General features: G+C 70.8%; 22 protein-coding genes. 10 read left to right on the top strand and 12 right to left on the bottom strand.

What is annotated here, in order from left to right; genetic code table 11:
* Positions 1-73: 73 nt before the first annotated feature.
* Positions 74-403, top strand: coding sequence for a winged helix-turn-helix transcriptional regulator (locus PV963_RS33270; protein ID WP_274820110.1), 330 nt, complete (start codon positions 74-76; stop codon positions 401-403).
* 7 nt (positions 404-410) lie between these two features.
* Here PV963_RS33270 and PV963_RS33265 read toward each other — a convergent pair whose 3' ends face one another.
* On the bottom strand, positions 411-2186 hold the full coding sequence (locus tag PV963_RS33265) for an acyltransferase (protein ID WP_274820108.1): 1776 nt from the start codon (positions 2184-2186) through the stop codon (positions 411-413).
* Positions 2187-2250: 64 nt separating this feature from the next.
* Here PV963_RS33265 and PV963_RS33260 point away from each other — a divergent pair, with 64 nt between their 5' ends.
* Positions 2251-2925: a phosphatase PAP2 family protein gene (locus PV963_RS33260; RefSeq protein WP_274820106.1), complete on the top strand. Its 675-nt coding sequence runs from the start codon at positions 2251-2253 to the stop codon at positions 2923-2925.
* On the opposite strand, the gene PV963_RS33255 is transcribed toward PV963_RS33260, so the two are convergent.
* From PV963_RS33255 to PV963_RS33225, 7 genes are all read right to left on the bottom strand, one after another.
* A complete protein-coding gene (locus PV963_RS33255) occupies positions 2922-3377 on the bottom strand; it encodes a hypothetical protein (RefSeq protein ID WP_274820104.1) in 456 nt (151 codons plus the stop codon). The genes PV963_RS33260 and PV963_RS33255 overlap by 4 nt on opposite strands.
* Positions 3378-3537: 160 nt before the next feature.
* Positions 3538-4965 carry an NAD(P)/FAD-dependent oxidoreductase gene (locus PV963_RS33250; RefSeq protein WP_274820102.1) on the bottom strand — a complete coding sequence of 476 codons (1428 nt, stop codon included), beginning with the start codon at positions 4963-4965 and terminating at the stop codon, positions 3538-3540.
* 18 nt (positions 4966-4983) lie between these two features.
* The gene (locus tag PV963_RS33245) at positions 4984-5784 is read right to left on the bottom strand and encodes an ABC transporter permease (protein ID WP_274820101.1); all 801 of its coding nucleotides are present in this window, start codon (positions 5782-5784) and stop codon (positions 4984-4986) included.
* Complete coding sequence (locus tag PV963_RS33240; protein WP_274820100.1) at positions 5785-6714, bottom strand: ABC transporter permease; 930 nt, start codon at positions 6712-6714, stop codon at positions 5785-5787. It abuts the gene before it with no gap.
* Positions 6714-7859, bottom strand: coding sequence for an ABC transporter ATP-binding protein (locus PV963_RS33235; protein ID WP_274820098.1), 1146 nt, complete (start codon positions 7857-7859; stop codon positions 6714-6716). The genes PV963_RS33240 and PV963_RS33235 overlap by 1 nt, the downstream gene beginning before the upstream one ends.
* 6 nt (positions 7860-7865) lie before the next feature.
* The gene (locus PV963_RS33230; protein WP_274820096.1) at positions 7866-9113 is read right to left on the bottom strand and encodes a polyamine ABC transporter substrate-binding protein; all 1248 of its coding nucleotides are present in this window, start codon (positions 9111-9113) and stop codon (positions 7866-7868) included.
* 56 nt (positions 9114-9169) lie between these two features.
* Entirely contained in the window at positions 9170-10705 is a 1536-nt protein-coding gene (locus tag PV963_RS33225; RefSeq protein ID WP_274820094.1) for a gamma-aminobutyraldehyde dehydrogenase, read from the bottom strand.
* A gap of 200 nt (positions 10706-10905) precedes the next feature.
* Here PV963_RS33225 and PV963_RS33220 point away from each other — a divergent pair, with 200 nt between their 5' ends.
* Positions 10906-11475 carry an NADAR family protein gene (locus tag PV963_RS33220; RefSeq protein ID WP_274822191.1) on the top strand — a complete coding sequence of 190 codons (570 nt, stop codon included), beginning with the start codon at positions 10906-10908 and terminating at the stop codon, positions 11473-11475.
* 60 nt (positions 11476-11535) lie between these two features.
* Here the strand turns inward: PV963_RS33220 and PV963_RS33215 are convergent, their stop codons facing one another.
* Both PV963_RS33215 and PV963_RS33210 read right to left on the bottom strand, forming a co-directional pair.
* Positions 11536-12000 carry a DUF4190 domain-containing protein gene (locus PV963_RS33215; RefSeq protein ID WP_274820092.1) on the bottom strand — a complete coding sequence of 155 codons (465 nt, stop codon included), beginning with the start codon at positions 11998-12000 and terminating at the stop codon, positions 11536-11538.
* Positions 12001-12069: 69 nt separating this feature from the next.
* Positions 12070-12690 (bottom strand): DUF4190 domain-containing protein, encoded by a 621-nt coding sequence (locus tag PV963_RS33210; protein WP_274820091.1) that lies wholly within the window; start codon positions 12688-12690, stop codon positions 12070-12072.
* A 180-nt stretch (positions 12691-12870) separates the two neighbouring features.
* On the opposite strand from PV963_RS33210, the gene PV963_RS33205 reads away from it, so the two are divergent.
* Both PV963_RS33205 and PV963_RS33200 read left to right on the top strand, forming a co-directional pair.
* Entirely contained in the window at positions 12871-13989 is a 1119-nt protein-coding gene (locus PV963_RS33205; protein WP_274822190.1) for an adenosine deaminase, read from the top strand.
* Complete coding sequence (locus PV963_RS33200) at positions 13974-14750, top strand: glycerophosphodiester phosphodiesterase (RefSeq protein ID WP_274820089.1); 777 nt, start codon at positions 13974-13976, stop codon at positions 14748-14750. The genes PV963_RS33205 and PV963_RS33200 overlap by 16 nt, the downstream gene beginning before the upstream one ends.
* On the opposite strand, the gene PV963_RS33195 is transcribed toward PV963_RS33200, so the two are convergent.
* Positions 14695-16332, bottom strand: a complete 1638-nt coding sequence (locus PV963_RS33195) for an RNA polymerase sigma factor (protein ID WP_274820088.1) — start codon at positions 16330-16332, stop codon at positions 14695-14697. The genes PV963_RS33200 and PV963_RS33195 overlap by 56 nt on opposite strands.
* 231 nt (positions 16333-16563) lie before the next feature.
* Positions 16564-18003: a gamma-aminobutyraldehyde dehydrogenase gene (locus PV963_RS33190; RefSeq protein ID WP_274820086.1), complete on the bottom strand. Its 1440-nt coding sequence runs from the start codon at positions 18001-18003 to the stop codon at positions 16564-16566.
* 164 nt (positions 18004-18167) lie between these two features.
* Here PV963_RS33190 and PV963_RS33185 point away from each other — a divergent pair, with 164 nt between their 5' ends.
* The 5 genes from PV963_RS33185 to PV963_RS33165 all read left to right on the top strand — a co-directional run bounded on the left by PV963_RS33185 (position 18168) and on the right by PV963_RS33165 (position 23136).
* Positions 18168-18707, top strand: coding sequence for an Lrp/AsnC family transcriptional regulator (locus PV963_RS33185; RefSeq protein WP_274820084.1), 540 nt, complete (start codon positions 18168-18170; stop codon positions 18705-18707).
* Positions 18708-18726: 19 nt separating this feature from the next.
* The gene (locus tag PV963_RS33180; protein ID WP_274820082.1) at positions 18727-20088 is read left to right on the top strand and encodes an aspartate aminotransferase family protein; all 1362 of its coding nucleotides are present in this window, start codon (positions 18727-18729) and stop codon (positions 20086-20088) included.
* A 215-nt stretch (positions 20089-20303) separates the two neighbouring features.
* Complete coding sequence (locus PV963_RS33175; protein ID WP_274820081.1) at positions 20304-21053, top strand: ABC transporter ATP-binding protein; 750 nt, start codon at positions 20304-20306, stop codon at positions 21051-21053.
* Entirely contained in the window at positions 21035-22612 is a 1578-nt protein-coding gene (locus PV963_RS33170; RefSeq protein ID WP_274820079.1) for a hypothetical protein, read from the top strand. The genes PV963_RS33175 and PV963_RS33170 overlap by 19 nt, the downstream gene beginning before the upstream one ends.
* A gap of 116 nt (positions 22613-22728) precedes the next feature.
* Entirely contained in the window at positions 22729-23136 is a 408-nt protein-coding gene (locus tag PV963_RS33165) for a VOC family protein (protein ID WP_274820078.1), read from the top strand.
* Positions 23137-23160: the final 24 nt, after the last annotated feature.

Here is a 23160-nt window from a genome sequence, read left to right as displayed (position 1 = left end):
GTGATCGCGTACATTCCCTCAAGTACCTACATTTTTCTCGGGTACTGACAGTTTTGTTCGTGTGGAGGGCCGAATGACGAAGCGTAGGTATACGTGTGGACTGGATGCCGCCATAGCCGTCATGGGAGGAAAGTGGAAGGGCCTGATTCTGTTCTCGCTCGATGAAGGGCCCTTACGCTTCGGCGAGTTGAGGCGTGCAGTGGCCGGCATCAGCGAACGGATGCTGATCCTGCAGCTCCGGGAGATGGAGAACAGCGGTCTGGTTCACCGGGAGGTGCACCAGCAGGTTCCACCGAAGGTGGAGTACTCGCTGACCGAATTCGGTCATTCCCTCAATGCCGCGTTGGCGCCGCTCGGTGAATGGGGCGAGGAGAATCTGGAGCGGATCGAGGCCATTCCGTGAGGCGGAGTCATGGCCTGCCTTCTGCCGCTGCCCGTGCCGGTTCGGGTCGGTGTATCCCGCGCGGGCGGTATTCCAGGACGTCCGCGAGGCCGACGAGATCCGCGAGCAGCCAGACGATGGCGAGCCACATCTCCGTGCCCTGGAGCCCGGGTTCACGGCCCGGGCCGGTGCCGTCGGGTGTGGGGCCGAAGGGGAAGCCACGGCCGGGGTGCCAGCGGCGCAGGGCGGCGGTGAGCCGGGCCGCTGCCCAGGAGCGGGCCTCCTCGGCGCGGTGGGTGGTCTGCCGGGCGCAGAGCCACAGGGGGTGGATCACGTCCAGGACGTTGCAGGCGTTCTCCCGGCCGGGCGCGAAGTGGCGGGGGTCGCGCGCGTGGTCGAGGACCGTGTCGATCACGCGCTCCGCGTACGGTACGGGCAGGCCGAACTGGGCGAAGGAGCCCCGGGTGAGCCGGTAGTAGCCGTTGACCATCTGGAGGCGCCCGGAATCGGGAGTGGGTGAGCCCCACATGCCCGTCCAGGGGTCGGCGTGGGTGTGCAGCCAGCCGAACAGCGCCTCCAGCGACCCGGGCGCGGCCGCCTCCGTACCGAGGCGCAGGTTCCAGTGCGCGGCGGTGGCCCATGAGTCGACCCACGCCCCGGCGTGCCAGGCACGGTCGCGCCAGGGCAACTCGGCCAGGTGCCGGACCAGTCGGTCCGCCGTGGTGGTGCGCACCGTGTGGACCGGGTGGGCGAAGGAACTGCCGAGCAGGTCCAGCGCGTAGCCCACGCACAGCACGTGATAGGCCGAGGCCCCGTCCTCCGGCAACCCGGCCGGGCCGGGGACCGGCGGTGCCGCGCCGTACTCGGGGACCAGTCCGGTGACGGGGTCCTGGAGGGCGCGCAGCCGTGCCGCGTGCTCGGCGGCGGGCAGGTGGGGCGGCGCCTTTCCGAGCAGCAGATCGGCGATCTCGACGGCGTCGCAGTGCGCCCGCACGGTCGGCTCGGCACCGGGCCGGTCGACGTAGCGGCCGGTGCCGGGCTGCCGGCAGCGGTCGAGCAGGTCGGCGCCCTGGGCGCGGGCGGCGGCGGCGAACGCGGACAGTTCACCGACGAGCGCCGCCCCCTCCTGGGCGGGGTGCGATGCCTCACTGCCCGATGCCGTACCGCCCGGCACGACACCGCCCGACGCCTCTGCGCGTGGTGCCACTCCGCGCGCCTCCCTGCGGTCGCGGATCCGTCGGGCCGGGTTTCCGGCCGCCACCGTCCACTCGGGCAGGTCCTTGGTGACGACCGCGCCGGCGCCGATGACGCAGTGGTCGCCGATGGTGACGCCGTCCACGACGACCACGTGGGAGCCGATCCACACGTCGTCGCCGATCGTGATCCCGCGGCTGGTGACGGGCTGCTGATGGACCGGCAGGTCGGGCGAGGTCCCGTGGTTGAAGGCGAGCAGCGAGCTGTGGGCGCCGATGCGCACCCCGTCCCCGAGGGTGACGGTGCCCCGCACCACCGTGAAGGGGTTGATCGTGCAGTCGGCGCCCGTGCGTATGTCGCCGGTGACGTAGGCGTGGGCCGCGATGTACGAGCGGTCGCCCAGGTGCAGGACGTCCGGGTACACCGCGGCCGTCCCCGCGACGAAACAGCCCTCCCCGAGCCGTACGGTCCCCGACCCCGGCCCCGCTCCCCCGAGAAGCCGCTTATGCCGCTGTTCCTGTGCCGCCCGCCGTCCCTGCGAGGCCTGCTCGGCGAAGAGCCACGGGCAGTGGTCGAAGAGGCCCTCGTCGTCGCTCTCCGGCTGGTTCACGTGATCCTCCACTGGGTCGCGCGGGTGGACAGTGGATATCTGTGCCCGTGCCAAGCTGTGTCCCATGCCGATCCCCGGGAACCAGGATCTCGACGAGTCCAGCACCGCGCAGCACCCGAGCTTCCCGGCCCTCCTGCTCGGCTTCCCGGCGCTCCTCTTCGCCCTGATCACCTGGCAGGTGGTCGCGGACGGACCGCTCGTCCGCCTGGACCAGCGCGTCAGCCGCGGCCTCGTCCACCCGGACGGTCTCTCCGAGTTCCTCTCCGACCTCGGCAACGTCCAGGTCGCGGTCCCGGTCCTCGCCGTCGCCCTCGGATACGTCGCCCTGCGAACCCGCCGTACGGACCGCTGGTGGCTGCCCGTCATCGCCGCGGCCTTCCTCATGGTCCTGGTCCCGGCGCTGATCATCCCGCTCAAGGAACTCACGGACCGCCCGGGCACCCCGGCCGTCCCTCCCGCAACCGGCTTCTACCCCTCGGGCCACACCGCCACGGCCGCCATCGCCTACGGCTGCGCGACCCTGCTCCTGCTCCCCCGGTTCGGCACGCCCGTCGCCCGCCGCGCCCTGGTCACCGCCTGCCTCGTCCTCGTTCTCGGCGTGAGCTACGGCCTGGTCCGCCACGGCTACCACTGGCCGCTGGACGTGGTGGCCAGCTGGTGTCTGTGCGCGGTGCTGCTGTCGTCGCTGTGGCTGTTCCTCAGGCGGACGACGCCGCCCCGAGCAGCCCGTAGGTCCTAACCGTCGTTCTCCGTGGCCAGCCCCGCCGCCGCCTCGTGCATCGCCAGTTCCAGCAGGGCCGGGTCCGTCAGTGTGCCCGAGCCGTCCGGGGGGACGAGCCAGCGGACCCCGCCGGGTGAGGAACGGCCCGGGTACGGCACGACGATCCAGGTGCCGGCGCCCGCCGTGCGGATGCCCGTGCCGAGCCAGCGGGCCGCGGTGCCAGGCGGCACGAAGAAACCCATGCGCGCGTCGCCGAAGTCGACGAGGACGGGACCCGGCTGGTCGAGGACGCGGCTGAGCACGTCGAGCGTGGCGTAGCCGAGTTCGCCGGGCAGGATGAGCACGTCCCACGCGCTGCCGGCCGGCAGCAGCGTGACCCCGAGCGGGCTGCGCTCCCACTCCCAGCGGCAGGCCTCGGGATCGGATGCGACGGATAAGAGCCACTCGACCGCCGTCTTCGCACCGGTCATCAGGATGGCCTCCTTCTCACTCGTGAATCTCGCGAATCTCGTGAATCTCGCGAACGCGCAGGGCGCCGCGAGGGCGTCACGAGGGAGAGGGAGGTCTCCTTGCGGTCATTACGCGGGTTTGGGCCCCTCGTTGAAGTGAACCGTCTCACACACCGCCGCTTCAGCTGTCGAAGCCGAGTCCCAGCCGGTCCATCGTGCGCAGCCACAGGTTGCGCCGGCCGCCCTGGGCGTCCGCGCGGGCCAGGGACCACTTGGTGAGGGCGATGCCCGTCCAGGCGAAGGGCTCCGGCGGGAAGGGCAGGGGCTTCTTGCGGACCATGTGCAGTTCCGTGCGTTCCGTGCGCTCGCCGGACAGCAGGTCCAGCATCACCTCGGCGCCGAAGCGCGTGGCGCCGACGCCCAGGCCCGTGTAGCCCGCCGCGTAGGCGACCTTCTGCTGGTGGGCGGTGCCGAAGAACGCCGAGAAGCGGGAGCAGGTGTCGATCGCGCCGCCCCAGGCGTGGGTGAAGCGGACGCCCTCCAGTTGCGGGAAGCAGCTGAAGAAGTGCCCGGCGAGCTTGGCGTAGGTCTCCGGGCGGTCGTCGTACTCGGCGCGGACGCGGCCGCCGTAGGGGTAGACCGCGTCGTAGCCGCCCCAGAGGATGCGGTTGTCGGCGGACAGGCGGAAGTAGTGGAACTGGTTGGCGCTGTCCCCGAGGCCCTGGCGGTTCTGCCAGCCGATGGAGGCCAGCTGAGCGGGGCTGAGCGGCTCGGTCATCAGGGCGTAGTCGTAGACCGGGACGGTGTACGAGCGGATGCGTCTGACCAGGTTCGGGAAGATGTTCGTGCCGAGGGCGACCTGGCGGGCGCGGACCCGGCCGTAGGGGGTGCGTACGGCCATGCCGGCGCCGTACGGCTTCAGCGTCAGCGCGGGGGTGTGCTCGTAGACACGGACGCCCAGCTGCACGCACGCCCGCTTCAGGCCCCAGGCCAGCTTCGCCGGGTGCAGCATCGCCACGCCCCTGCGGTCCCACAGGCCCGCCTGGAAGGTCGGTGAGTCGACCTGTTCCCGGACCGCCTCGGCGTCCAGGAACTCGACGCCCTCGGCGAGGCCCCGGCGGGAGGTCTCCTCGTGCCACTCTCGCAGTTCCCGCGCCTGGTACGGCTCGGTGGCGACGTCGATCTCGCCGGTGCGTTCGAAGTCGCACGTGATGGAGTGCCGGGCGACCGCCGCCTCGATCGCGTCGAGGTTGCGGGCGCCCAACTCCTGGAGCTTGTGGATCTCCTCCGGCCAGCGGGCGAGGCCGTTGGGCAGGCCGTGGGTGAGGGAGGCGGCGCAGAATCCGCCGTTGCGGCCCGAGGCGGCCCAGCCCACCTCGCGGCCCTCCACCAGCACCACGTCCCGCTGCGGGTCGCGTTCCTTGGCGATCAGCGCCGTCCACAGTCCGCTGTAGCCGCCGCCCACGACCAGCAGATCGCAGGTCTCGGAGGAGGTGAGGGCGGGTTCGGGGCGGGGCCGGCCGGGGTCGTCCAGCCAGTACGGGACCGGCTGGGCGTCGGAAAGCGAACGAATCCACTTGTACCGCTGGTTCATGGCGCTCGGGGCCATGATTTCAACTCCCTACGGTTATGCCTTTTGTCGGTTGCGGCGATGACCGACGGCCATGGAAGCCAGCACGAACAGTACGGCGACGACGAACATGGCCGTGCCGATGACATTGATCTGAACGGGCGTTCCGCGCTGCGCCGAACCCCAGACGAACATGGGGAAGGTGACGGTCGAGCCGGCGTTGAAATTGGTGATGATGAAATCGTCGAAGGAGAGGGCGAAGGCGAGCATGGCGCCCGCCGCGATTCCCGGCGCCGCGATCGGCAGGGTGACCCGGACGAAGGTCTGGAACGGGCCCGCGTACAGGTCCCGCGCCGCCTCCTCCAGTTTTGGGTCCATCGACATCACGCGCGCCTTGACTGCCGTGACCACGAAACTCAGGCAGAACATGATGTGCGCGATGAGGATCGTCCAGAAGCCCAGCTGGGCGCCCATGTTGAGGAACAGGGTGAGCAGCGAGGCGGCCATGACGACCTCGGGCATCGCCATCGGCAGGAAGATCAGGGAGTTCACGGCGCCGCGGGCGCGGAAGCGGTAACGGACCAGGGCGAAGGCGATGAGCGTGCCGAGCAGCGTGGCGCCGAGTGTCGCCCAGAACGCGATCTGGAGGCTGACCGAAAGCGAGCCGCACAGATCGGAGACACCGCACGGGTCCTTCCAGGCGTCCAGGGAGAACTGCTGCCATTCGTAGTTGAAGCGTCCCTTCGGTTTGTTGAAGGAGAACACCGTCACGATGATGTTCGGCAGCAGGAGATAGGCGAGCGTCAGCAGTCCCGCGATGACGACGAGATTTCTTTTCAGCCAGTTGACGAAGGGCATTTAGACCAGATCCTCCGTCCCGGACCTGCGGATGTAGAGGGTGACCATGAGGAGAATGGCCGCCATGAGGATGAAGGAGAGCGCCGCGGCCGTCGGGTAGTCGAGCACTCTCAGGAACTGCGTCTGGATGACGTTTCCGACCATGCGGGTGTCCGTGGAGCCGAGGAGGTCGGCGTTGACGTAGTCACCGGCCGCCGGGATGAAGGTGAGCAGCGTGCCGGAGACGACACCCGGCATCGACAGCGGGAAGGTGACCTTGCGGAAGGTCGTCCAGGGACGCGCGTACAGGTCACCGGCGGCCTCGTGGAGCCGGCCGTCGATGCGCTCCAGCGAGGTGTACAGCGGCAGGATCATGAACGGCAGGAAGTTGTACGTCAGTCCGCACACCACCGCGAGCGGCGTGGCCAGAACCCGGTCACCCGCGGTCCAGCCGAGCCAGTTGGTCACGTCCAGGACATGCAGCGTGTCGAGCGCGCCGACGAGCGGGCCGCCGTCCGCGAGGATCGTCTTCCAGGCCAGGGTGCGGATCAGGAAGCTGGTGAAGAACGGCGCGATCACCAGGATCATGATCAGGTTTCGCCAGCGGCCCGCGCGGAAGGCGATCAGATACGCGAGCGGGTAGCCGAGCAGCAGGCACAGGATCGTCGCGGTGCCCGCGTAGAGCACCGAGCGGACGAACTGCGGCCAGTACTCGGACAGCGCGTCCCAGTACGTGGCGAAGTGCCAGGTGACCTTGTAGCCCTCCTCCAGGGAGCCCGTCTGTACGGACGTGGAGGCCTGGTAGATCATCGGCAGCGCGAAGAACACCAGCAGCCAGAGGATGCCGGGGAGCAGCAGCCAGTACGGCGTCCAGTGGCCCCTTCGCTTCGGAGGTTTCGGCTCGGGAGCTTGTGGTGCGAGCGGCGGTGGCGCCTCGGTGAGTGTCGACATCAGACCGCCTCTTCCACTCCGGCGTCCGCGTCCTGGTCCGCGTCCAGGCCGAAGGTGTGGGCGGGGTTCCAGTGCAGGACGACCTCGGCGCCCGGCACGAGCCGCGGGTCGCGGTCGATGTTCTGGGCGTAGACCTCGAAGCCTGCGCAGACCGGGCTGTCGACGACGTACTGCGTCGAGACGCCGATGAAGCTGGAGTCGGCGATCCGGCCGGTGATGCGGTTGCGGCCCTCGGGTATCTCGCCGGCGTCGTCGGCGTGGGCGAGGGAGATCTTCTCCGGGCGGACGCCGACCAGCACCTTGCCGCCGGTCGTGGTGGGCGCTCCGCACCGGGCCTCGGGCAGGACGAGCTTGCCGCCGCCCGCCTTCAGCACGATCTCCTCGCCGCTCTTGGAGTCGACCTCGGCCTCGATGAAGTTGGAGGTGCCGAGGAAGTTGGCGACGAAGGTGGTGCGCGGGTTCTCGTAGAGGTCGGCCGGTGAGCCGAGCTGCTCGACGCGGCCCGCGTTCATCACGGCGACCGTGTCGGCCATGGTCATGGCCTCCTCCTGGTCGTGCGTGACGTGGATGAAGGTGATGCCGACCTCGGTCTGGATGCGTTTGAGCTCCAGCTGCATCTGGCGGCGCAGCTTGAGGTCGAGGGCGCCGAGCGGCTCGTCGAGGAGCAGCACCTTGGGGTGGTTGATCAGCGCCCGGGCCACGGCGACGCGCTGCTGCTGGCCGCCGGAGAGCTGGTGCGGCTTCTTACGGGCCTGCTCGCCGAGCTGGACCAGGTCGAGCATCTCCTCGACCTGCTTCTTCACCGACTTCAGGCCGCGCCGGCGCAGGCCGAAGGCGACGTTCTCGAAGATGTCGAGGTGCGGGAAGAGGGCGTAGGACTGGAAGACCGTGTTCACGGGCCGCTTGTACGGCGGGAGCGCGGTCACGTCCTGGCCGCCCAGCGACACGGCGCCGGAGGAAGGTTCCTCCAGGCCGGCGATCATGCGCAGAGTGGTGGTCTTGCCGCATCCGGAGGCACCGAGCAGGGCGAAGAAGGAGCCCTGCGGCACGGTCAGGTCGAGCGGATGGACGGCGGTGAAGGCGCCGTAGGTCTTGGATATGCCCTGCAGGCGGACGTCGCCGGTGGGGTCTGTCTTGTTCGTCATCGTGGGTCACGCCCCCGTCAGCTTCGCGAACTTCTCTTCGAACTCGGTCTCTTCCTTCGAGCTCAGCGAGCGGAAGGCGTGCGACTTGGCGGCCATGGCCTTGTCGGGGATGATCAGCGGGTTGTTCGCCGCGTCCTCGTCGATCTTCGCCAGCTCGGCCTTCACTCCGTCGACGGGACAGACGTAGTTGATGTACGCGGCGAGTTCGGCGGCCGGCTTCGGCTCGTAGTAGAAGTCGATGAGCCGCTCGGCGTTCGTCTTGTGGCGGGCCTTGTTGGGGATCAGCAGGTTGTCGGTCGACGTCATGTAGCCGCTGTCCGGGATGAGGAAGTCGACGTCGGGGCTGTCCGCCTTGAGCTGGACGACGTCCCCGGCCCAGGCGACGCAGGCCGCGAAGTCGCCGCTGGTCAGGTCGGAGGTGTAGTCGTTGCCGGTGAAGCGGCGGATCTGGCCCTTGTCGACGGCCCTTTGGAGCCGGGCGATGGCCGCGTCGTAGTCGTCGGCGGTGAAGTCGGCCGGGTCCTTGCCCATGTCGAGCAGTGTCATGCCGACGCTGTCGCGCATCTCCGACAGGAAGCCCACCCTCCCCTTGAGCTTGGGGTTGTCCAGCAGGTCGGATATCGACTTCACCTCGACGCCGTCGAGGGCCTTCTTGTTGTACGCGATGACGGTCGAGATGCCCTGCCAGACGTACGAGTAGGCGCGGCCCGGGTCCCAGTCGGGGCTGCGGAACTGGGCCGACAGGTTGGCGTAGGCGTGCGGCAGGTTGGCCGGGTCGAGCTTCTGCACCCAGCCCAGGCGGATGAGGCGCCCGGCCAGCCAGTCGGTGAGGACGATGAGGTCACGGCCGGTGTCCTGGCCCGCGGCGAGCTGCGGCTTGATCTTGCCGAAGAACTCGTTGTTGTCGTTGATGTCCTCGGTGTACTTGACCTTGATGCCGGTGCGTTCGGTGAACTGCTCCAGCGTCGGGTGGTGCTTGTTGCTGTCGTCGACGTCCATGTACTCGGTCCAGTTGGAGAAGTTCACCGTCTTCTCCTTGGCCGAGCGGTCCTCTGCGGAGACGCCGCCCTGCGACCGGCCCGCCGCCGGGATGCCGCAGGCGCTCAGCGTCCCGAGACCGCCGACCGCCAGCGTGCCGCCCGCGGAGGCGCGCAGCAGCGACCGCCGGGTGAGGGCGGCCCTGCCGTTCCTGAAACTGCGCCGCATGGCGGCCACTTGGGCCGGGGACAGGCGGTCGGGCTCGTACTGCTCCATGCGCGTGGTGCCCTTTCGGAGGGTGGGCGGCCGTTGGTCAGGCGGCCTGCGTACGACTATCGGTCCCCGAAGACGGTGCGGTGCCAGTCCTTCGCGGCCACCGCGGTGTTGTCGAACATGACGTGCTTGATCTGGGTGTACTCCTCGAACGAGTAGGCGGACATGTCCTTGCCGTAGCCGGAGGACTTGTAGCCGCCGTGCGGCATCTCGCTGATGATCGGGATGTGGTCGTTGACCCACACACAGCCCGCCTTGATCTCGCGCGTGGCCCGGTTCGCCCGGTACACGTCCCGGCTCCAGGCGGAGGCGGCGAGCCCGTACGGGGTGTCGTTGGCGAGCGCGATGCCCTCGTCGTCGGTGTCGAACGGCAGCACGACCAGGACCGGCCCGAAGATCTCGGACTGGACGACCTCGCTGTCCTGGGCGGCGTCGGCGATGAGGGTGGGCCGGTAATAGGCGCCCTTGGCCAGCTGACCTCCTGGTGCTTGACCGCCGGTCACCACGCGCGCGTAGGCCCGCGCCCGGTCGACGAAACCGGCGACCCGGTCGCGCTGGACGTGCGAGATCAGCGGGCCGAGGTCGGTGCCGGGGGCGAAGGGGTCGCCGAGCCGGACGGTCTCCATGAGCGCCGCCGTCCGTTCCACGAAGGCGTGATACAGCGGCCGCTGCACGTACGCGCGCGTGGCGGCCGTGCAGTCCTGCCCGGTGTTGATGAGCGCGCCGGCGACCGCGCCGTGGGCGGCGGCCTCCAGGTCGGCGTCGTCGAAGACCACGAACGGTGCCTTGCCGCCGAGCTCCAGATGGAGGCGCTTGACGGTGGCGGTGGCGATCTCGGCGACGCGCCTGCCGACGGCGGTGGAGCCGGTGAAGGAGGTCATGGCCACGCCGGGGTGGCCGACGAGGTGCTCACCGGCCTTACTGCCGGTGCCGGTGACGATGTTGATCACACCGTCCGGGATCCCGGCGTCCGTGGCCGCCTGGGCGAAGAGCAGCGAGGTCAGCGGGGTGAGCTCGGCGGGTTTGAGGACGATGGTGTTGCCCGCCGCGATCGCCGGAAGGATCTTCCAGGCGGCCATCTGGAGGGGGTAGTTCCAGGGCGCGATCGAGCCGACGACCCCGATGGGCTCGCGCCGGATGTACGACGTGTGGTCGCCGGAGTACTCACCGGCGGACTGGCCCTGGAGAAGCCGTGCGGCACCGGCGAAGAAGGCGGTGTTGTCGATCGTCCCCGGGACGTCGAACTCCCGGCTCAGCTTCAGCGGCTTGCCGCACTGGAGCGACTCGGCACGGGCGAAGTCCTCGGCACGGTCGGCCAGGACCGCGGCGAACCGGTGCAGGGCGTCGGAACGCTCGCCGGGCGTGGCTCCCGCCCAGCCCGGGAAGGCCTCGCGGGCGGCGGCGACGGCCCGGTCGACGTCCGCCGTGCCGGCCAGTTCGTAGCGGAGCACCTCCTCGCCCGACGCCGGGTCGACGACCGCGTGCGTGCGGCCCGAGGTGCCCCTCGTCAGGCGACCGGCGATGTACTGCGCGCCCTCCTCGAAGCGCTCCACGGCCGGGAATCGGTCCGGGGTGGCGTTGCCCGGGTTGTGCATGTCGCTCTCCTCCGTGTCCCCGTGGTGGGGCCGGCGTGGCTCAGGCTCGATTTGAGTGCCGATCCTGACAGAGGGATGCCACTGCAACAAGGGATTCCGTTGTTGATTTTTGGTTACGCGACGGAATCTGTCGACCAGGTGTCGAGTCAGCCACGAAACGGCAGGACGCTGTGTCGGTGGTGCGTGCCAGACTCGCGGGCATGGAGGAGATCACGGGGGCGGTCGGCTCCCGGGACGCCCTGATCAGGGCGGTCCGGGGCGGCGCGAGGATCAGGTATCTGCACTTCTGGGGGCACCGGCCGCGGCCGGACGGCCGCATCGGCGCGAGCTGTCTGAGCCAGTGGTGGCCGGCGCCTTTCACGGTGGACGGCGTGGAGTACGCGACCGCCGAGCACTGGATGATGGCGGGCAAGGCCCGGCTGTTCGGGGACGCGGCGGCGGAGCGTGCCGTGCTTGCCGCCGGGCATCCCGCCGGGGCGAAGAAGGCCGGGCGGCTGGTGCGCGGTTTCGACGAGGCGACATGGCAGCGGGAGCGGTTCCGGATCGTCGTGGAGGGCAGCGTCCACAAGTTCGGCGCGCATCCGGAGCTGCGGGAGTTTCTGCTGAACACCGGTGACCGGGTGCTGGTCGAGGCGAGTCCCGTGGACCGGGTGTGGGGCATCGGGCTGGCCGCGGACGACGAGGCGGCGGCGGATCCGGAGCGGTGGCGGGGACCGAACCTGCTGGGGTTCGCGCTGATGGAGGCTCGGGAGCGGCTGCGCGAGACATAGGCGGGGGCATGAGTCGGGGGCCGGCCCATGGGACCGGCCCCCTCCTCTGAGGCAGCAGCTTCAGGCAGCCGCGCCGAGCCCGCCCATGATGCTGGCGAAGAGCAGGAAGCCCAGCAGCGGAAGGATCACGGTGGCGATGATGCCGCAGACCAGCCCGGCGGTCGCCGCGCCCTTGTTGGTGGCCTCACCTCGGGTGGCCCTGCCCCGGCCGATGGCGCCGAAGATGATCGCCAGGATGCCCAGGATCACGCCGAAGAACCACAGAATGAAGGTCACGCTGCACACCACGCCGATGATGCCCAGCACCAGCCCCGTGGTTCCCATGCCGTTGTTCGGCTGCGCGGGCATCGCGTAGCCGGGCGCCTGGGGGTAGCCCGCGGGCGGCGCGGCCGGGTAGCCGGGACCGCCCTGGGGGTAGCCGTAGCCGGGGCCGCCCTGCTGCGGATATCCGTAGCCGGGGGCCGGCTGCTGCGGGGGCTGGGACGGCGGACCGAACCCACCGGGCGTGGGATTGGTGTTGGACATGGACGATCTCCCCTCCGTTGTCAGACCAGGGAATCGTAGTGGCCAACTCCGCCGCGCAGTACGGCTGTTTCAGTGGTGGGACGGGGCGGTGGCGACCGGGGCGTGGGCGCCGTAGTACGGGTCGTCGTACGGCTCGTCGCTGTTGATCGCTGCCGTGATGCCGACGGCTATCAGGACGATCACCGCGATGCCGAGGATGATCCCGATGATGCCCATGATCAGGCCCGCCTGGGCCTGACCGTGATTGCTGGCCACTCCCGCCTCGGCGCGCTTGCGGCCCTTGATGCCGAAGACGACCGCGAGGATGCCGGTGACCAGGGAGACCACGCCGTACAGACAGAAGAGCGTGCAGGAGATGATGCCCAGCACCATCGCGGCGACGCCCATGCCGTTCTGGGGGGCAGGCGGCATACCGGGCCAGCCGTAGCCCGCCTGGGGGTAGCCGGGATAGCCGTAGCCACCGGGGGCGGCGGGTGGGGGTGGGACCGCGCCGGTGCCCGATGTGTCGAAGTGCGGCGTGCCGGTGGGAGGGGTGAAACCCGCGGTCGGCATCGAGGTGACCGTGGCCTGGTCGTGCACGGAGGGCGGCCCTGCGGTGGGGGGCTGGTCCTTGTTGAGCGACGGCCGGTTCTCCGGGGGCGCCCACGGGTCGTGGCCGCCGCCTGAGCCGGGCTGCGTCGGGTCCGTCATGGTGCATCCCCCCTGGGTCGATCGTGCCGCCATGCTACGGGGCCGTTCGGTGCGTGCCACAGTGCGGGTGCGGGGGTTGCTCACGCCCACGCGGCGGAGCCGTACATCGATACAGCCCCGCGCCCCCGGAAAGGGGTTCTCCCCCACGGCCTACGATGAATCCGAGTCATCGATCAGCCGATCACCCGCGCCCCGCCCGCCACGCGCCGGCAGGGGCGCCGTTCCGGGGAGGAACCCTTGACCGAGCATCTCGTCGACCCGCATGCCCCGCGCGACCTGAAGGCCTTCGTCGCCGGACTGCCCAAGGCCGAACTGCATGTGCACCACGTGGGCTCCGCCTCCCCCCGGATCGTGTCCGAGCTGGCCGCCCGCCACCCCGACTCGAAGGTCCCGACCGATCCCGCTGCCCTGGTCGACTACTTCTCCTTCACCGACTTCGCCCACTTCATCGAGGTGTACCTGTCGGTCGTCGACCTGATCCGCACCCCGGAGGACGTCCGGCTGCTGACCTACGAGGTGGCCCGTGACCTGGCCCGGCAGCAGGTGCGGTACGCCGAGCTGACCATCACCCCGTTCTCCTCCACTCGCCGCGGCATCGACGAGCGCGCCTTCATGGACGCGATCGAGGACGCCCGCAAGGCCGCCGAGGCCGACTTCGGGACCGTGCTGCGCTGGTGCTTCGACATCCCCGGCGAGGCCGGGCTCGAAGCCGCCGAGGAGACGACCCGGCTCGCCACCGACGACCGGCTGCGCCCGGAGGGCCTGGTCTCCTTCGGACTGGGCGGGCCCGAAGTCGGCGTGCCGCGTCCGCAGTTCAAGCCGTACTTCGACCGGGCGATCGCCGCCGGGCTGCACTCCGTACCGCACGCCGGTGAGACCACCGGTCCGCAGACGGTGTGGGACGCCCTGACGCATCTGCGGGCCGAGCGCATCGGCCACGGCACCAGCTCCGCGCAGGACCCGAAGCTCCTCGCGCACCTCGCCGAGCACCGGATCCCGCTGGAGGTGTGCCCGACCTCCAACATCGCCACGCGGGCGGTCCGCACCCTCGACGAGCATCCGATCAGGGAGTTCACCGAGGCCGGGGTCATCGTCACGATCAACTCCGACGACCCGCCGATGTTCGGCACCGACCTCGACAACGAGTACGCGGTCGCCGCCCGGCTGCTCGACCTCGACGAGCGGGGCCTGGCCGAGCTGGCGAAGAACGCCGTCAAGGCGTCCTTCCTGGACGCGGCGGGCAAGGCCAGGATCGAGGAGGAGATCGACACGTACACCGCGGGATGGCTCGACCGGTGACGCCCTCCCCCGAGAACACCGAGAACCCCGAGCACTCCGGGCGACTCGTGACCGCCGTGGCCCACCGGGGCGACCCCTACCGCCACCGCGAGAACACCGTCGCCTCGCTGCGTTCCGCCCTCGACCGGGGCGCGGACGCGGTGGAGATCGACGTACGGCTGACCAGGGACGGCGTGCCGGTGCTGCTGCACGACGACACGCTGAAGCGGCTCTGGGAACAGGAGCGGCCGGTGCTCGCGCTGTCCTGGGAGGAGGTGCGCGGGCTGACCGGCGGCGGGGTTCCGGCCCTGACGGAGGCGCTGGCCGCGACCGATGGCCACCGGGTGATGATCGACCTGCCGGGCTCGCCCGACGTGCGGGCGGTGCGGCGGGTGATGGACGCCGTACGGGAGGCCGGGGCGGCGGACCGCGTCTACTACTGCGCGGGCGCCGACGCCATGCTCGCCGTGCGCGCGGCGGACCCGGCCGCCGAGATCGCGCTCACCTGGACGACGCTGGCCCCGCCCCGGCCCGTCCTGCTGGAGGCGGTCCGCCCGCGCTGGCTCAACTACCGCTTCTCGCTGGTGGACCGCCCCCTCGCCGACCGCGTCCACCGCGACGGCTACCTGCTGTCCGTCTGGACCCCCGACACGCGCCGCTCCATGCGACGGCTGCTGGACGCGGGCGTGGACTCGATCACGACCAACCGCATCGACGTGCTGTGCGCTACACGCGCGAGCGCTGCGCGACCGTCGCCGGATCGGCCGGGGTCGAACGCGTGACGTACTGCGGCACCGGCGCGCTGTCCGTGCCGGTGTCGCGGACGAGGCCGTAGCGGATCGCGCCCTGGGCGGGGCCCTCGTTGACGTCCTTGTCCACGGCCTGCCAACTCGACGGGAAGACGGCGATGCCGTAGTCGCAGCCGCGTTCGTTCTGGGTGAGGGTGACGGTGCCGTCGACGTAGAAGTACTCGTTCTGCCACATCTGCTGGGTGCCGGGCGGCAGCACCGCGTATCCGATGTCGGGGCCGCCCATGCCGGTGACGTAGCCGTTCGGGGCGCCGGGCAGCGGGTCGTCCATGCGGCGCGAGCCGCCGGAGGCCACGTGGAACAGCTTGCCCTTCAGGCCGGTCCAGGTCGGCATGACCACCCCGCCGGGCCGGGCGTGCGGCGAGATCTGCCAGCGGACCAGGACATAGCCCTGACCGCTCAGCGTCACGCTGTCACCACGGTGTTGCATCACGGCCCTCGGGCCGCCGGTGCTGGTGATGCCGGACTCGGGGCGGCGGGGCAGGGCGGCGGGCCGGGCGTCCGGGTCGGGGGCGCGGTCGACGGCGTCGACGACCGTGCCGTACAGGTCGGCCTTCTTCGTCGCCGGCGGGGAGGGCGTGGGCGTGGGGGTGGGCGGGGCGGAGGGCGGCGGTTCGGAAGCGGCCGTCGCCGTGGGGGTGACCGCTGCCCGGGGCGGCGGGGCGTCCGGCGGCTGGGTGACGACGTACGCGCCGCCCGCCACGATCGTCGCGCCGGCGGTCATCGCGACGGCCGGCTTGGTGAGCGCGCCCAGCAGCTTGGCGGACCACCCGGCGGAGGTGGCGGCCACGGCCGTCTTGCCGCCGAAGGCGAGCGACAGCGTGAACCCGACGGGCAGCGGGACGAGCGCGATGCCGACGAGGAGGCGTTCCGCCGGTACGACCGTCTCGTGGGTGTCGCCGCAGTAGCCACAGCCGCGGATGTGCCGGGCCAGCCGCTTGCGCCACACCGAGTCGGGCCGGCCGTTCCAGCGGCCGGTCAGCTCGCGCAGGCCGGGGCAGGCGCCGTCGAGGGCGCGGACGATGCCGCGCGAGGTCTCCAGGCGCTCCTTCATCCGCTGGACGCGCACGGCGGCGTGCTGCCGGGTGATGCCGAGGGCGGCGGCCAGTTCACGCCGGGTCAGTTCGCCCGCGACCTCCAGCCACCACAGCGACAGCAGTTGCCGGTCCTCGTCGTCCAGCCACCGCACGGCCTCGGCGACCTCACGCCGCTGCCCCTCCAACTGGAGCCGCAGCACCGTCAGTTCGGCGAAGTCGGAGGCAGCGGCCTCCTCCAGCCGGTCCGGGGTGCGGCGCCGGGCGCGGTCGCGTATCTGGCGCATGGCGATCGCCACCAGCCAGGACCGGAAGCTGTCCGGGTCGCGCAGCGAGCCGAGGTTGTCGACCGCGCGCAGCATGGTCTCCTGGACGACGTCGTCGACATCGGCGTGACCGTTCAGGGCCCGGCCCACGATGTTGTAGACCAGCGGCAGCCAGCCCGCGACCAGCTCGTCCAGCGCCTGCCGGTCGCCGGACTGCGCCGCCGTGATGGTGGCGCGCCAGTGCTGACTGTCCACGGTGGCCTCTCGACGCCTGGGTTCACTGATGTTCCGCACGCACCCTCTCAGCCGGTCCCGGGGTCTGCGCTATGTCGGGGATCACAGGGTGGAGACGTCGTGAAGGAACCGCGATAACACTTTTTCGGAGGAGCCCGGAGATCTCGGCGTTCGTACGGCCGCCGGCCGAACAACACCGCGGCCCCGGACGGAAACCGACCGTCCGGGGCCGCGGGCAGTTCGGCCCGGTGATTACGAGTCCAGCGACGTCATCACGTGCTTGATCCGCGTGTAGTCGTCGAAGCCGTACGCCGACAGGTCCTTGCCGTAGCCGGACTTCTTGAAGCCGCCGTGCGGCATCTCGGCGACCAGCGGGATGTGCGTGTTGATCCAGACGCAGCCGAAGTCGAGCTTCTTGGACATCCGCATGGCGCGGCCGTGGTCCTTGGTCCACACGGAGGAGGCGAGCGCGTACTCGACGCCGTTGGCCCACTGCACCGCCTGGTCCTCGTCCGTGAAGGACTGCACGGTGATGACCGGGCCGAAGACCTCCTTCTGGATGATCTCGTCGTCCTGCTTCAGGCCCGAGACGACGGTCGGCGCGTAGAAGTAGCCCTTGTCGCCGACCCGCTTGCCGCCGGTCTCCACGCGCGCGTGCGCGGGCAGCCGCTCGATGAAGCCCTCGACCTGCTTGAGCTGGTTGGGGTTGTTGAGCGGGCCGAACAGCACGTCCTCGTCGTCGGGCTGCCCGGTCCTGGTCTCGGCGGCGGCCTTGGACAGCGCGGAGACGAACTCGTCGTGGATGGACTCGTGGACGAGCACGCGCGTGGCGGCCGTGCAGTCCTGGCCGGCGTTGAAGTAGCCCGCGACCGAGATGTCCTCGACGGCCTTGGCGATGTCGGTGTCCTCGAAGACGACGACCGGGGCCTTGCCGCCCAGCTCCAGGTGGACGCGCTTGACGTCCTTGGAGGCGGACTCGGCGACCTGGATGCCGGCGCGCACCGAGCCGGTGATGGAGGCCATGGCCGGGATCTCGTGCTCGACCATCATGCGGCCGGTCTCGCGGTCGCCGCAGATGACGTTGAAGACGCCCTTCGGCAGGATCCCGCCGAGGATCTCCGCGATCAGCACCGTGGACGCCGGGGTGGTGTCGGACGGCTTCAGCACGACCGTGTTGCCCGCCGCGATCGCCGGGGCGAACTTCCACACGGCCATCATCATCGGGTAGTTCCACGGCGCGACCTGCGCGCAGACGCCGACCGGCTCGCGGCGGACGATGGAGGTCAGGCCCTCCATGTACTCGCCGGCCGAGCGGCCCTCCAGCATCCGCGCCGCACCCGCGAAGAAGCGGACCTGGTCGACCATCGGCGGGATCTCCTCGGAGCGGGTCAGCCCGACCGGCTTGCCCGTGTTCTCCACCTCGGCCGCGATCAGCTCCTCGGCGCGCTCCTCGAAGGCGTCCGCGATCTTCAGCAGGGCCTTCTGGCGCTCGGCGGGCGTGGTGTCGCGCCAGCCGGGGAAGGCCTCGGCGGCCGCCGCCATCGCGGCGTCCACGTCCGCCTGCCCGGACAGCGGAGCGGTCGCGTACGCCTCGCCCGTCGCGGGATTGACCACCTCGGTGGTCCGTCCGTCGGCGGCGTCCCGGAACTCACCGCCGATGTAGTTGCGCAGACGACGCAGCTCGGTGCTCACTGCCGGCCCTCCAGTTCGGATGTCCAGTACTTGAGACACCCACCCTAGTCGGGCGACCCACGTTTTCAACACCCCCGCTCCCTTCGATCGTGCGGAATCCGCAGGAGTCGGCTCCATAAACAACGAATTTCATCGATCGAGGCTTGCGGAAGTGTCGAGACCTCGTGCACAGTGAGCTCGTGGCCAGTCGAAGCGCAGACCAGAAGGGCTCGCGGGAGCACCGCGAGTCCTCCCGCGAGTCCAGGAACGGCAGCTCGCCGCAGCTGGACGCCGTCTCCCTCGCCATCATCGAGCAGCTGCAGGAGGACGGCCGCCGGCCGTACGCCGCCATCGGCAAGGCCGTGGGCCTGTCCGAGGCGGCCGTGCGCCAGCGCGTCCAGAAGCTGCTCGACCAGGGCGTGATGCAGATCGTCGCCGTCACGGACCCGCTCACCGTGGGCTTCCGCAGACAGGCGATGGTCGGCGTCAACGTCGAGGGCGACGTGGAGTCGGTGGCGGACGCGCTGACGGCCATGTCCGAGTGCGAGTACGTGGTGATGACCGCAGGCTCCTTCGACCTGATGGTGGAGATCGTCTGCGAGGACGACGACCACCTCCTGGACGTCATCAACAAACGCATCCGGGCCGTCCCCGGAGTGCGCTCCACCGAGAGCTTCGTCTACCTCAAGCTCAAGAAGCAGACCTACATGTGGGGAACCCGATAACCGTGAGGACCCGATAGCCGTGAGCAAGGACCTCTCCCAGACCGCGTACGACCACCTGTGGATGCACTTCACGCGCATGTCGTCGTACGAGAAGGCCCCCGTCCCCACCATCGTCCGGGGCGAGGGCACGTACATCTACGACGACCAGGGCAAGCGCTACCTGGACGGTCTCGCCGGCCTGTTCGTGGTGCAGGCCGGGCACGGCCGCGTCGAGCTCGCCGAGACCGCCTCCAAGCAGGCGCAGGAGCTGGCGTTCTTCCCGGTGTGGTCCTACGCCCACCCCAAGGCCGTCGAGCTGGCCGAGCGCCTCGCGCACCACGCCCCGGGCGACCTGAACAAGGTCTTCTTCACGACCGGTGGCGGTGAGGCGGTCGAGACCGCCTGGAAGCTCGCCAAGCAGTACTTCAAGCTGGTCGGCAAGCCCACCAAGTACAAGGTCATCTCCCGCGCGGTCGCCTACCACGGCACCCCGCAGGGCGCCTTGTCCATCACCGGTCTGCCCGCGCTGAAGGCGCCCTTCGAGCCCCTCGTCCCGGGCGCCCACAAGGTCCCCAACACGAACATCTACCGGGCACCGATCCACGGCGACGACCCCGAGGCCTTCGGCCGCTGGGCCGCCGACCAGATCGAGCAGCAGATCCTCTTCGAGGGCCCGGACACGGTCGCCGCGGTCTTCCTGGAGCCGGTGCAGAACGCGGGCGGCTGCTTCCCGCCCCCGCCCGGCTACTTCCAGCGCGTCCGCGAGATCTGCGACCAGTACGACGTGCTGCTCGTCTCCGACGAGGTCATCTGCGCCTTCGGCCGGCTCGGCACGATCTTCGCCTGCGACAAGTTCGACTACGTCCCGGACATGATCACCTGCGCCAAGGGCATGACCTCGGGCTACTCCCCGATCGGCGCCTGCATCGTCTCCGACCGCCTGGCCGAGCCGTTCTACAAGGGCGACAACACCTTCCTGCACGGCTACACCTTCGGCGGCCACCCGGTATCCGCGGCCGTGGGCCTGGCCAACCTCGACCTCTTCGAGCGCGAGAACCTCACCCAGCACGTCCTCGACAACGAGGGCGCGTTCCGCTCCACCCTGGACAAGCTCCACGACCTGCCGATCGTCGGCGACGTCCGCGGCAACGGCTTCTTCTACGGCATCGAGCTGGTCAAGGACAAGGCGACCAAGGAGTCCTTCGACGCGGACGAGACCGAGCGGATCCTGTACGGCTTCCTCTCCAAGAAGCTGTACGACAACGGCCTGTACTGCCGCGCCGACGACCGCGGCGACCCGGTCGTCCAGCTCGCCCCGCCGCTGATCTCCGACCAGTCGACGTTCGACGAGATCGAGCAGATCCTGCGCGCCACCCTGTCGGAGGCGTGGACGAAGCTCTGACCGTCGCCCCGATCGTCGCTCCGATCGTCTGCCTGGATGATCAACGCCGGCCCCGGTGCCCCCCGTTCGAGTGAGAAACGGCGGCCCGGGGCCGCGTGCTGTCCGGCGTCCCGCCGCCTTCTGCCTAGCGTGCCAGTGACCGATCGGCCCTGCCTTCGTTCCCCCGCACGGGGGATGGACACGGGAACTACGGATCTGAACCGAGGTGTACGCCCATGGAGGCCCCGCCTGACAACGACGTGCTCTGGGCACGCGCCCTGCACTTCCAGCACGACGACGGCTCCCCCGCGCTCAGCGGTGTCTCGCTCGGCGTCCGGGAGGGCGAGATCCTCGCCGTCAGCGGCCCGCGCGGCAGCGGCAAGACGACCCTGCTGCGGTGTCTGTCCGGCCTGGTGCCCGTCCGGCGCGGCGAGGTCTGGTTCAACAGCATGCCCGTGCACACCATGGGCCCCCTCACCCGCGAGCGGCTGCGCCGGGACCGCTTCGGCTGGATCGACCCGGCCCCCTCGCTGGTCCCGGAGCTCAACGCCTGGGAGAACGCCGCCCTGCCGCTGATGCTGCGCGGCACCAGCCGCCGCCGCGCCAAGACCGTGGCCCTGGAGTGGCTGGAGCGCCTGGACATCGGCGAGGGCGCCCGCAAACGCCCGCACCAGCTGGTGCAGGCCGAGCGGCAGCGGGTGTGCATCGCCCGCGCCCTCGCCCCCGCCCCGTCGGTGCTGTTCGCCGACGAGCCCACGGCGCCCCTGCACCGCGCCGACCGCGCCCATGTGCTGCGCACCCTCACCACGGCGGCCCGCTCCCACGGCATCACGGTCGTCCTGGCCACGCACGACGCGCAGACCGCGGCGCTCGCCGACCGCACGGTGTCCCTGCTCGACGGGCGGCGCGTGCAGACGGTGCACCTGCCGCCGGTCGCCGGGCCCACCGAGACGGAAGGCCGGGCCGCGTGCTCGCTCTCCGTCTGACCCGCGGCGCCCGCCCCGCCGTCCAGCTGCGCCGCCTCCTGGTCGCGGCGGCCTCGGCGGGGACGGGTTTCCTGTTGCTCTGCGCCCTGGGCTACGCGCTGGGCCACCCCGGCTCCACCGGCGCCGCCCTGCTGCGCCTGGCCTGGTGCGTGGCTCCCCTGGCCGCCACGGTGTACTTCGCGGTCGCGGTGGCCCGCACCGACCCCGGCACGAAGCCCCGCCCCGGCCTCTCCGCTATCGGCCTCGGCCCGCTGCGCCTGATGGCCGTCTCGGCGACGACGACGGCCCTGTCCTGCACGCTGGGCTCGATGCTGGCCCTGCTGTTCTTCCTGCACCTGCGCGGCGACCTGACGGGCATGCCCTTCGACGGCGCGGCCGCCGAGTCCCTCGCGGCGGACCAGCCGCTGCCGCTGCCGGGAGCCCTGACACTGCTCGCGATCGTGCCCGCAGCCGCGTCGGTGGCGGTGGCTCTGGCGCTGCGGCCGAGGGAGGCGGGCCCGGCCCCGTCCCGGGCGGCCGGGACGTACGGCCGTTTCGGCGCGTACCGGCGCCCGAGCACACGCGAGACCTTCGGGGCCTACGGCCGTTTCGGCCGGCAGATCGTCCGGCCCGCGGACGGTCGCGCCACCGGACCCACCGATCCCACCGAGTCGGCCGTGCGCAACGGCGGGCCGCCGACGGCGCGGACGGGCACGTCCGTCCCGGCTGCGGCCACGGGCTCGACCACCCGGGGCGCCGGGAGCACGGTGAGCGTGGTCGAGGACCCCGCCGAGCCGTCCGGCCCCCAGACGGCGGCACCTGACGCCGTGAGCGCCGTGATCCCGGCCGGGAGCGCCGCGCACGCGGCCGGGGACGCCGCGCGGCGCTCGGCCCGGCACGCCGCGGCACCGGACACCGCCGACGACCCCGCCGTTTCCGACGCGGCCCTGCCGGACACCCCCCTGCCCGGCGACGCCCCCACCGCCGCCCCCTCCGGTCTCCCCTGGGGCATCACGGTCCTGGCCGCGGGTCTCGCCGTGGAGACGTACACGAGCCGTACCGCCCCCACGCCCCCCGACCTCACCTTCTCCGGCGCCTCCCCCGGCGTCCTGGCGGGCTGGGCGCTGGCCGCCGTCGGGCTGGCCCTGGCCGGTCCGGGCCTGACCCATCTGTGCGGACGGCTGCTCCAGTGGGCCCGCCCCGGCGCGCTCCGGCTCCTGGCCGGCCGGATCCTCATGGCGGAGGCCACCCGGATCGGCCGCCCCCTGGGCGTGGTCTGCGCGGTGCTGGCGGCCGCGTACGCCATGGCGCTGCTGCACGCCCCGGACGGACTGTCGCTCGGTCCGCTCACCACGCTCGGCGTGCTGCTGGTGACCGGCTGCACCGTGGCGACGCTCCTCACGGCCGCCGTCGAGGCCCGGCAGGCCCGCGCCGACACCACCGCCGCGCTGCTGCGGCTCGGCGCCCCCGCGACGATGCTGCGAAGCGCCGCCGCCCTGCGCGCGGGCGCGCTGCTCGCCCTGTTCGGCCCGCTGACCCTGACCGTCGCCGAACTGGCGGCGCTGCCGCTGGCCCGCTGAACAGGCCGACCCCGCTGAAAAACCCGTACGAAAAAATCTCCGTACGGCGATGAGTTCCACGCCGGCCCCCGGTCTATCCCCACGTAACGACACGGACCCGATGGGAGAGACCCCGCATGTACCAGCAGATGATCTTCGTGAACCTGTGCGTCAGCGACCTCGGCGCCTCGAAGAAGTTCTTCACCGAGCTGGGCTTCACGATCAACGAGCAGTTCAGCGACGACTCGACCGCCTCGGTCGTGATCAGCGACACCATCGTCGTGATGGTGCACACCAAGGAGAAGTACGCCCAGTTCACCAAGAAGGAGATCGCGGACTCGACGAAGACCAGCGAGGTACTGATCGCGCTGAGCTCCGAGAGCCGCGAGAAGGTGGACGAGCTGGTCGAGAAGGCGGTCGCGGCGGGCGGTTCCGTCTCCGGCGAGACCCAGGACCACGGGTTCATGTACGGCCGCGCCTTCGACGACCCGGACGGCCACACCTTCGAGGTCGTGTGGATGGACCCGTCGGCCGTCGAGGGCTGAGACATGGCTGTGCCAGCATGGGCG

This window comes from Streptomyces coeruleorubidus, assembly GCF_028885415.1.
Classification (GTDB): domain Bacteria; phylum Actinomycetota; class Actinomycetes; order Streptomycetales; family Streptomycetaceae; genus Streptomyces; species Streptomyces coeruleorubidus_A.
Note: the sequence above shows the minus strand (reverse complement) of the source record. Positions and strands in the feature narration are given on the sequence as shown.

Excerpts from the sequence above, each read along its gene's own strand:
- PV963_RS33270 (WP_274820110.1), top strand. The coding sequence starts at position 74 with ATGACGAAGCGTAGGTATACGTGTGGACTGGATGCCGCCATAGCCGTC.
- PV963_RS33260 (WP_274820106.1), top strand. The coding sequence starts at position 2,251 with ATGCCGATCCCCGGGAACCAGGATCTCGACGAGTCCAGCACCGCGCAG.
- PV963_RS33255 (WP_274820104.1), bottom strand. The coding sequence starts at position 3,377 with ATGACCGGTGCGAAGACGGCGGTCGAGTGGCTCTTATCCGTCGCATCC.
- PV963_RS33250 (WP_274820102.1), bottom strand. The coding sequence starts at position 4,965 with ATGGCCCCGAGCGCCATGAACCAGCGGTACAAGTGGATTCGTTCGCTT.
- PV963_RS33245 (WP_274820101.1), bottom strand. The coding sequence starts at position 5,784 with ATGCCCTTCGTCAACTGGCTGAAAAGAAATCTCGTCGTCATCGCGGGA.
- PV963_RS33240 (WP_274820100.1), bottom strand. The coding sequence starts at position 6,714 with ATGTCGACACTCACCGAGGCGCCACCGCCGCTCGCACCACAAGCTCCC.
- PV963_RS33235 (WP_274820098.1), bottom strand. The coding sequence starts at position 7,859 with ATGACGAACAAGACAGACCCCACCGGCGACGTCCGCCTGCAGGGCATA.
- PV963_RS33230 (WP_274820096.1), bottom strand. The coding sequence starts at position 9,113 with ATGGAGCAGTACGAGCCCGACCGCCTGTCCCCGGCCCAAGTGGCCGCC.
- PV963_RS33225 (WP_274820094.1), bottom strand. The coding sequence starts at position 10,705 with ATGCACAACCCGGGCAACGCCACCCCGGACCGATTCCCGGCCGTGGAG.
- PV963_RS33220 (WP_274822191.1), top strand. The coding sequence starts at position 10,906 with ATGGAGGAGATCACGGGGGCGGTCGGCTCCCGGGACGCCCTGATCAGG.
- PV963_RS33215 (WP_274820092.1), bottom strand. The coding sequence starts at position 12,000 with ATGTCCAACACCAATCCCACGCCCGGTGGGTTCGGTCCGCCGTCCCAG.
- PV963_RS33210 (WP_274820091.1), bottom strand. The coding sequence starts at position 12,690 with ATGACGGACCCGACGCAGCCCGGCTCAGGCGGCGGCCACGACCCGTGG.
- PV963_RS33200 (WP_274820089.1), top strand. The coding sequence starts at position 13,974 with ATGGCTCGACCGGTGACGCCCTCCCCCGAGAACACCGAGAACCCCGAG.
- PV963_RS33175 (WP_274820081.1), top strand. The coding sequence starts at position 20,304 with ATGGAGGCCCCGCCTGACAACGACGTGCTCTGGGCACGCGCCCTGCAC.
- PV963_RS33165 (WP_274820078.1), top strand. The coding sequence starts at position 22,729 with ATGTACCAGCAGATGATCTTCGTGAACCTGTGCGTCAGCGACCTCGGC.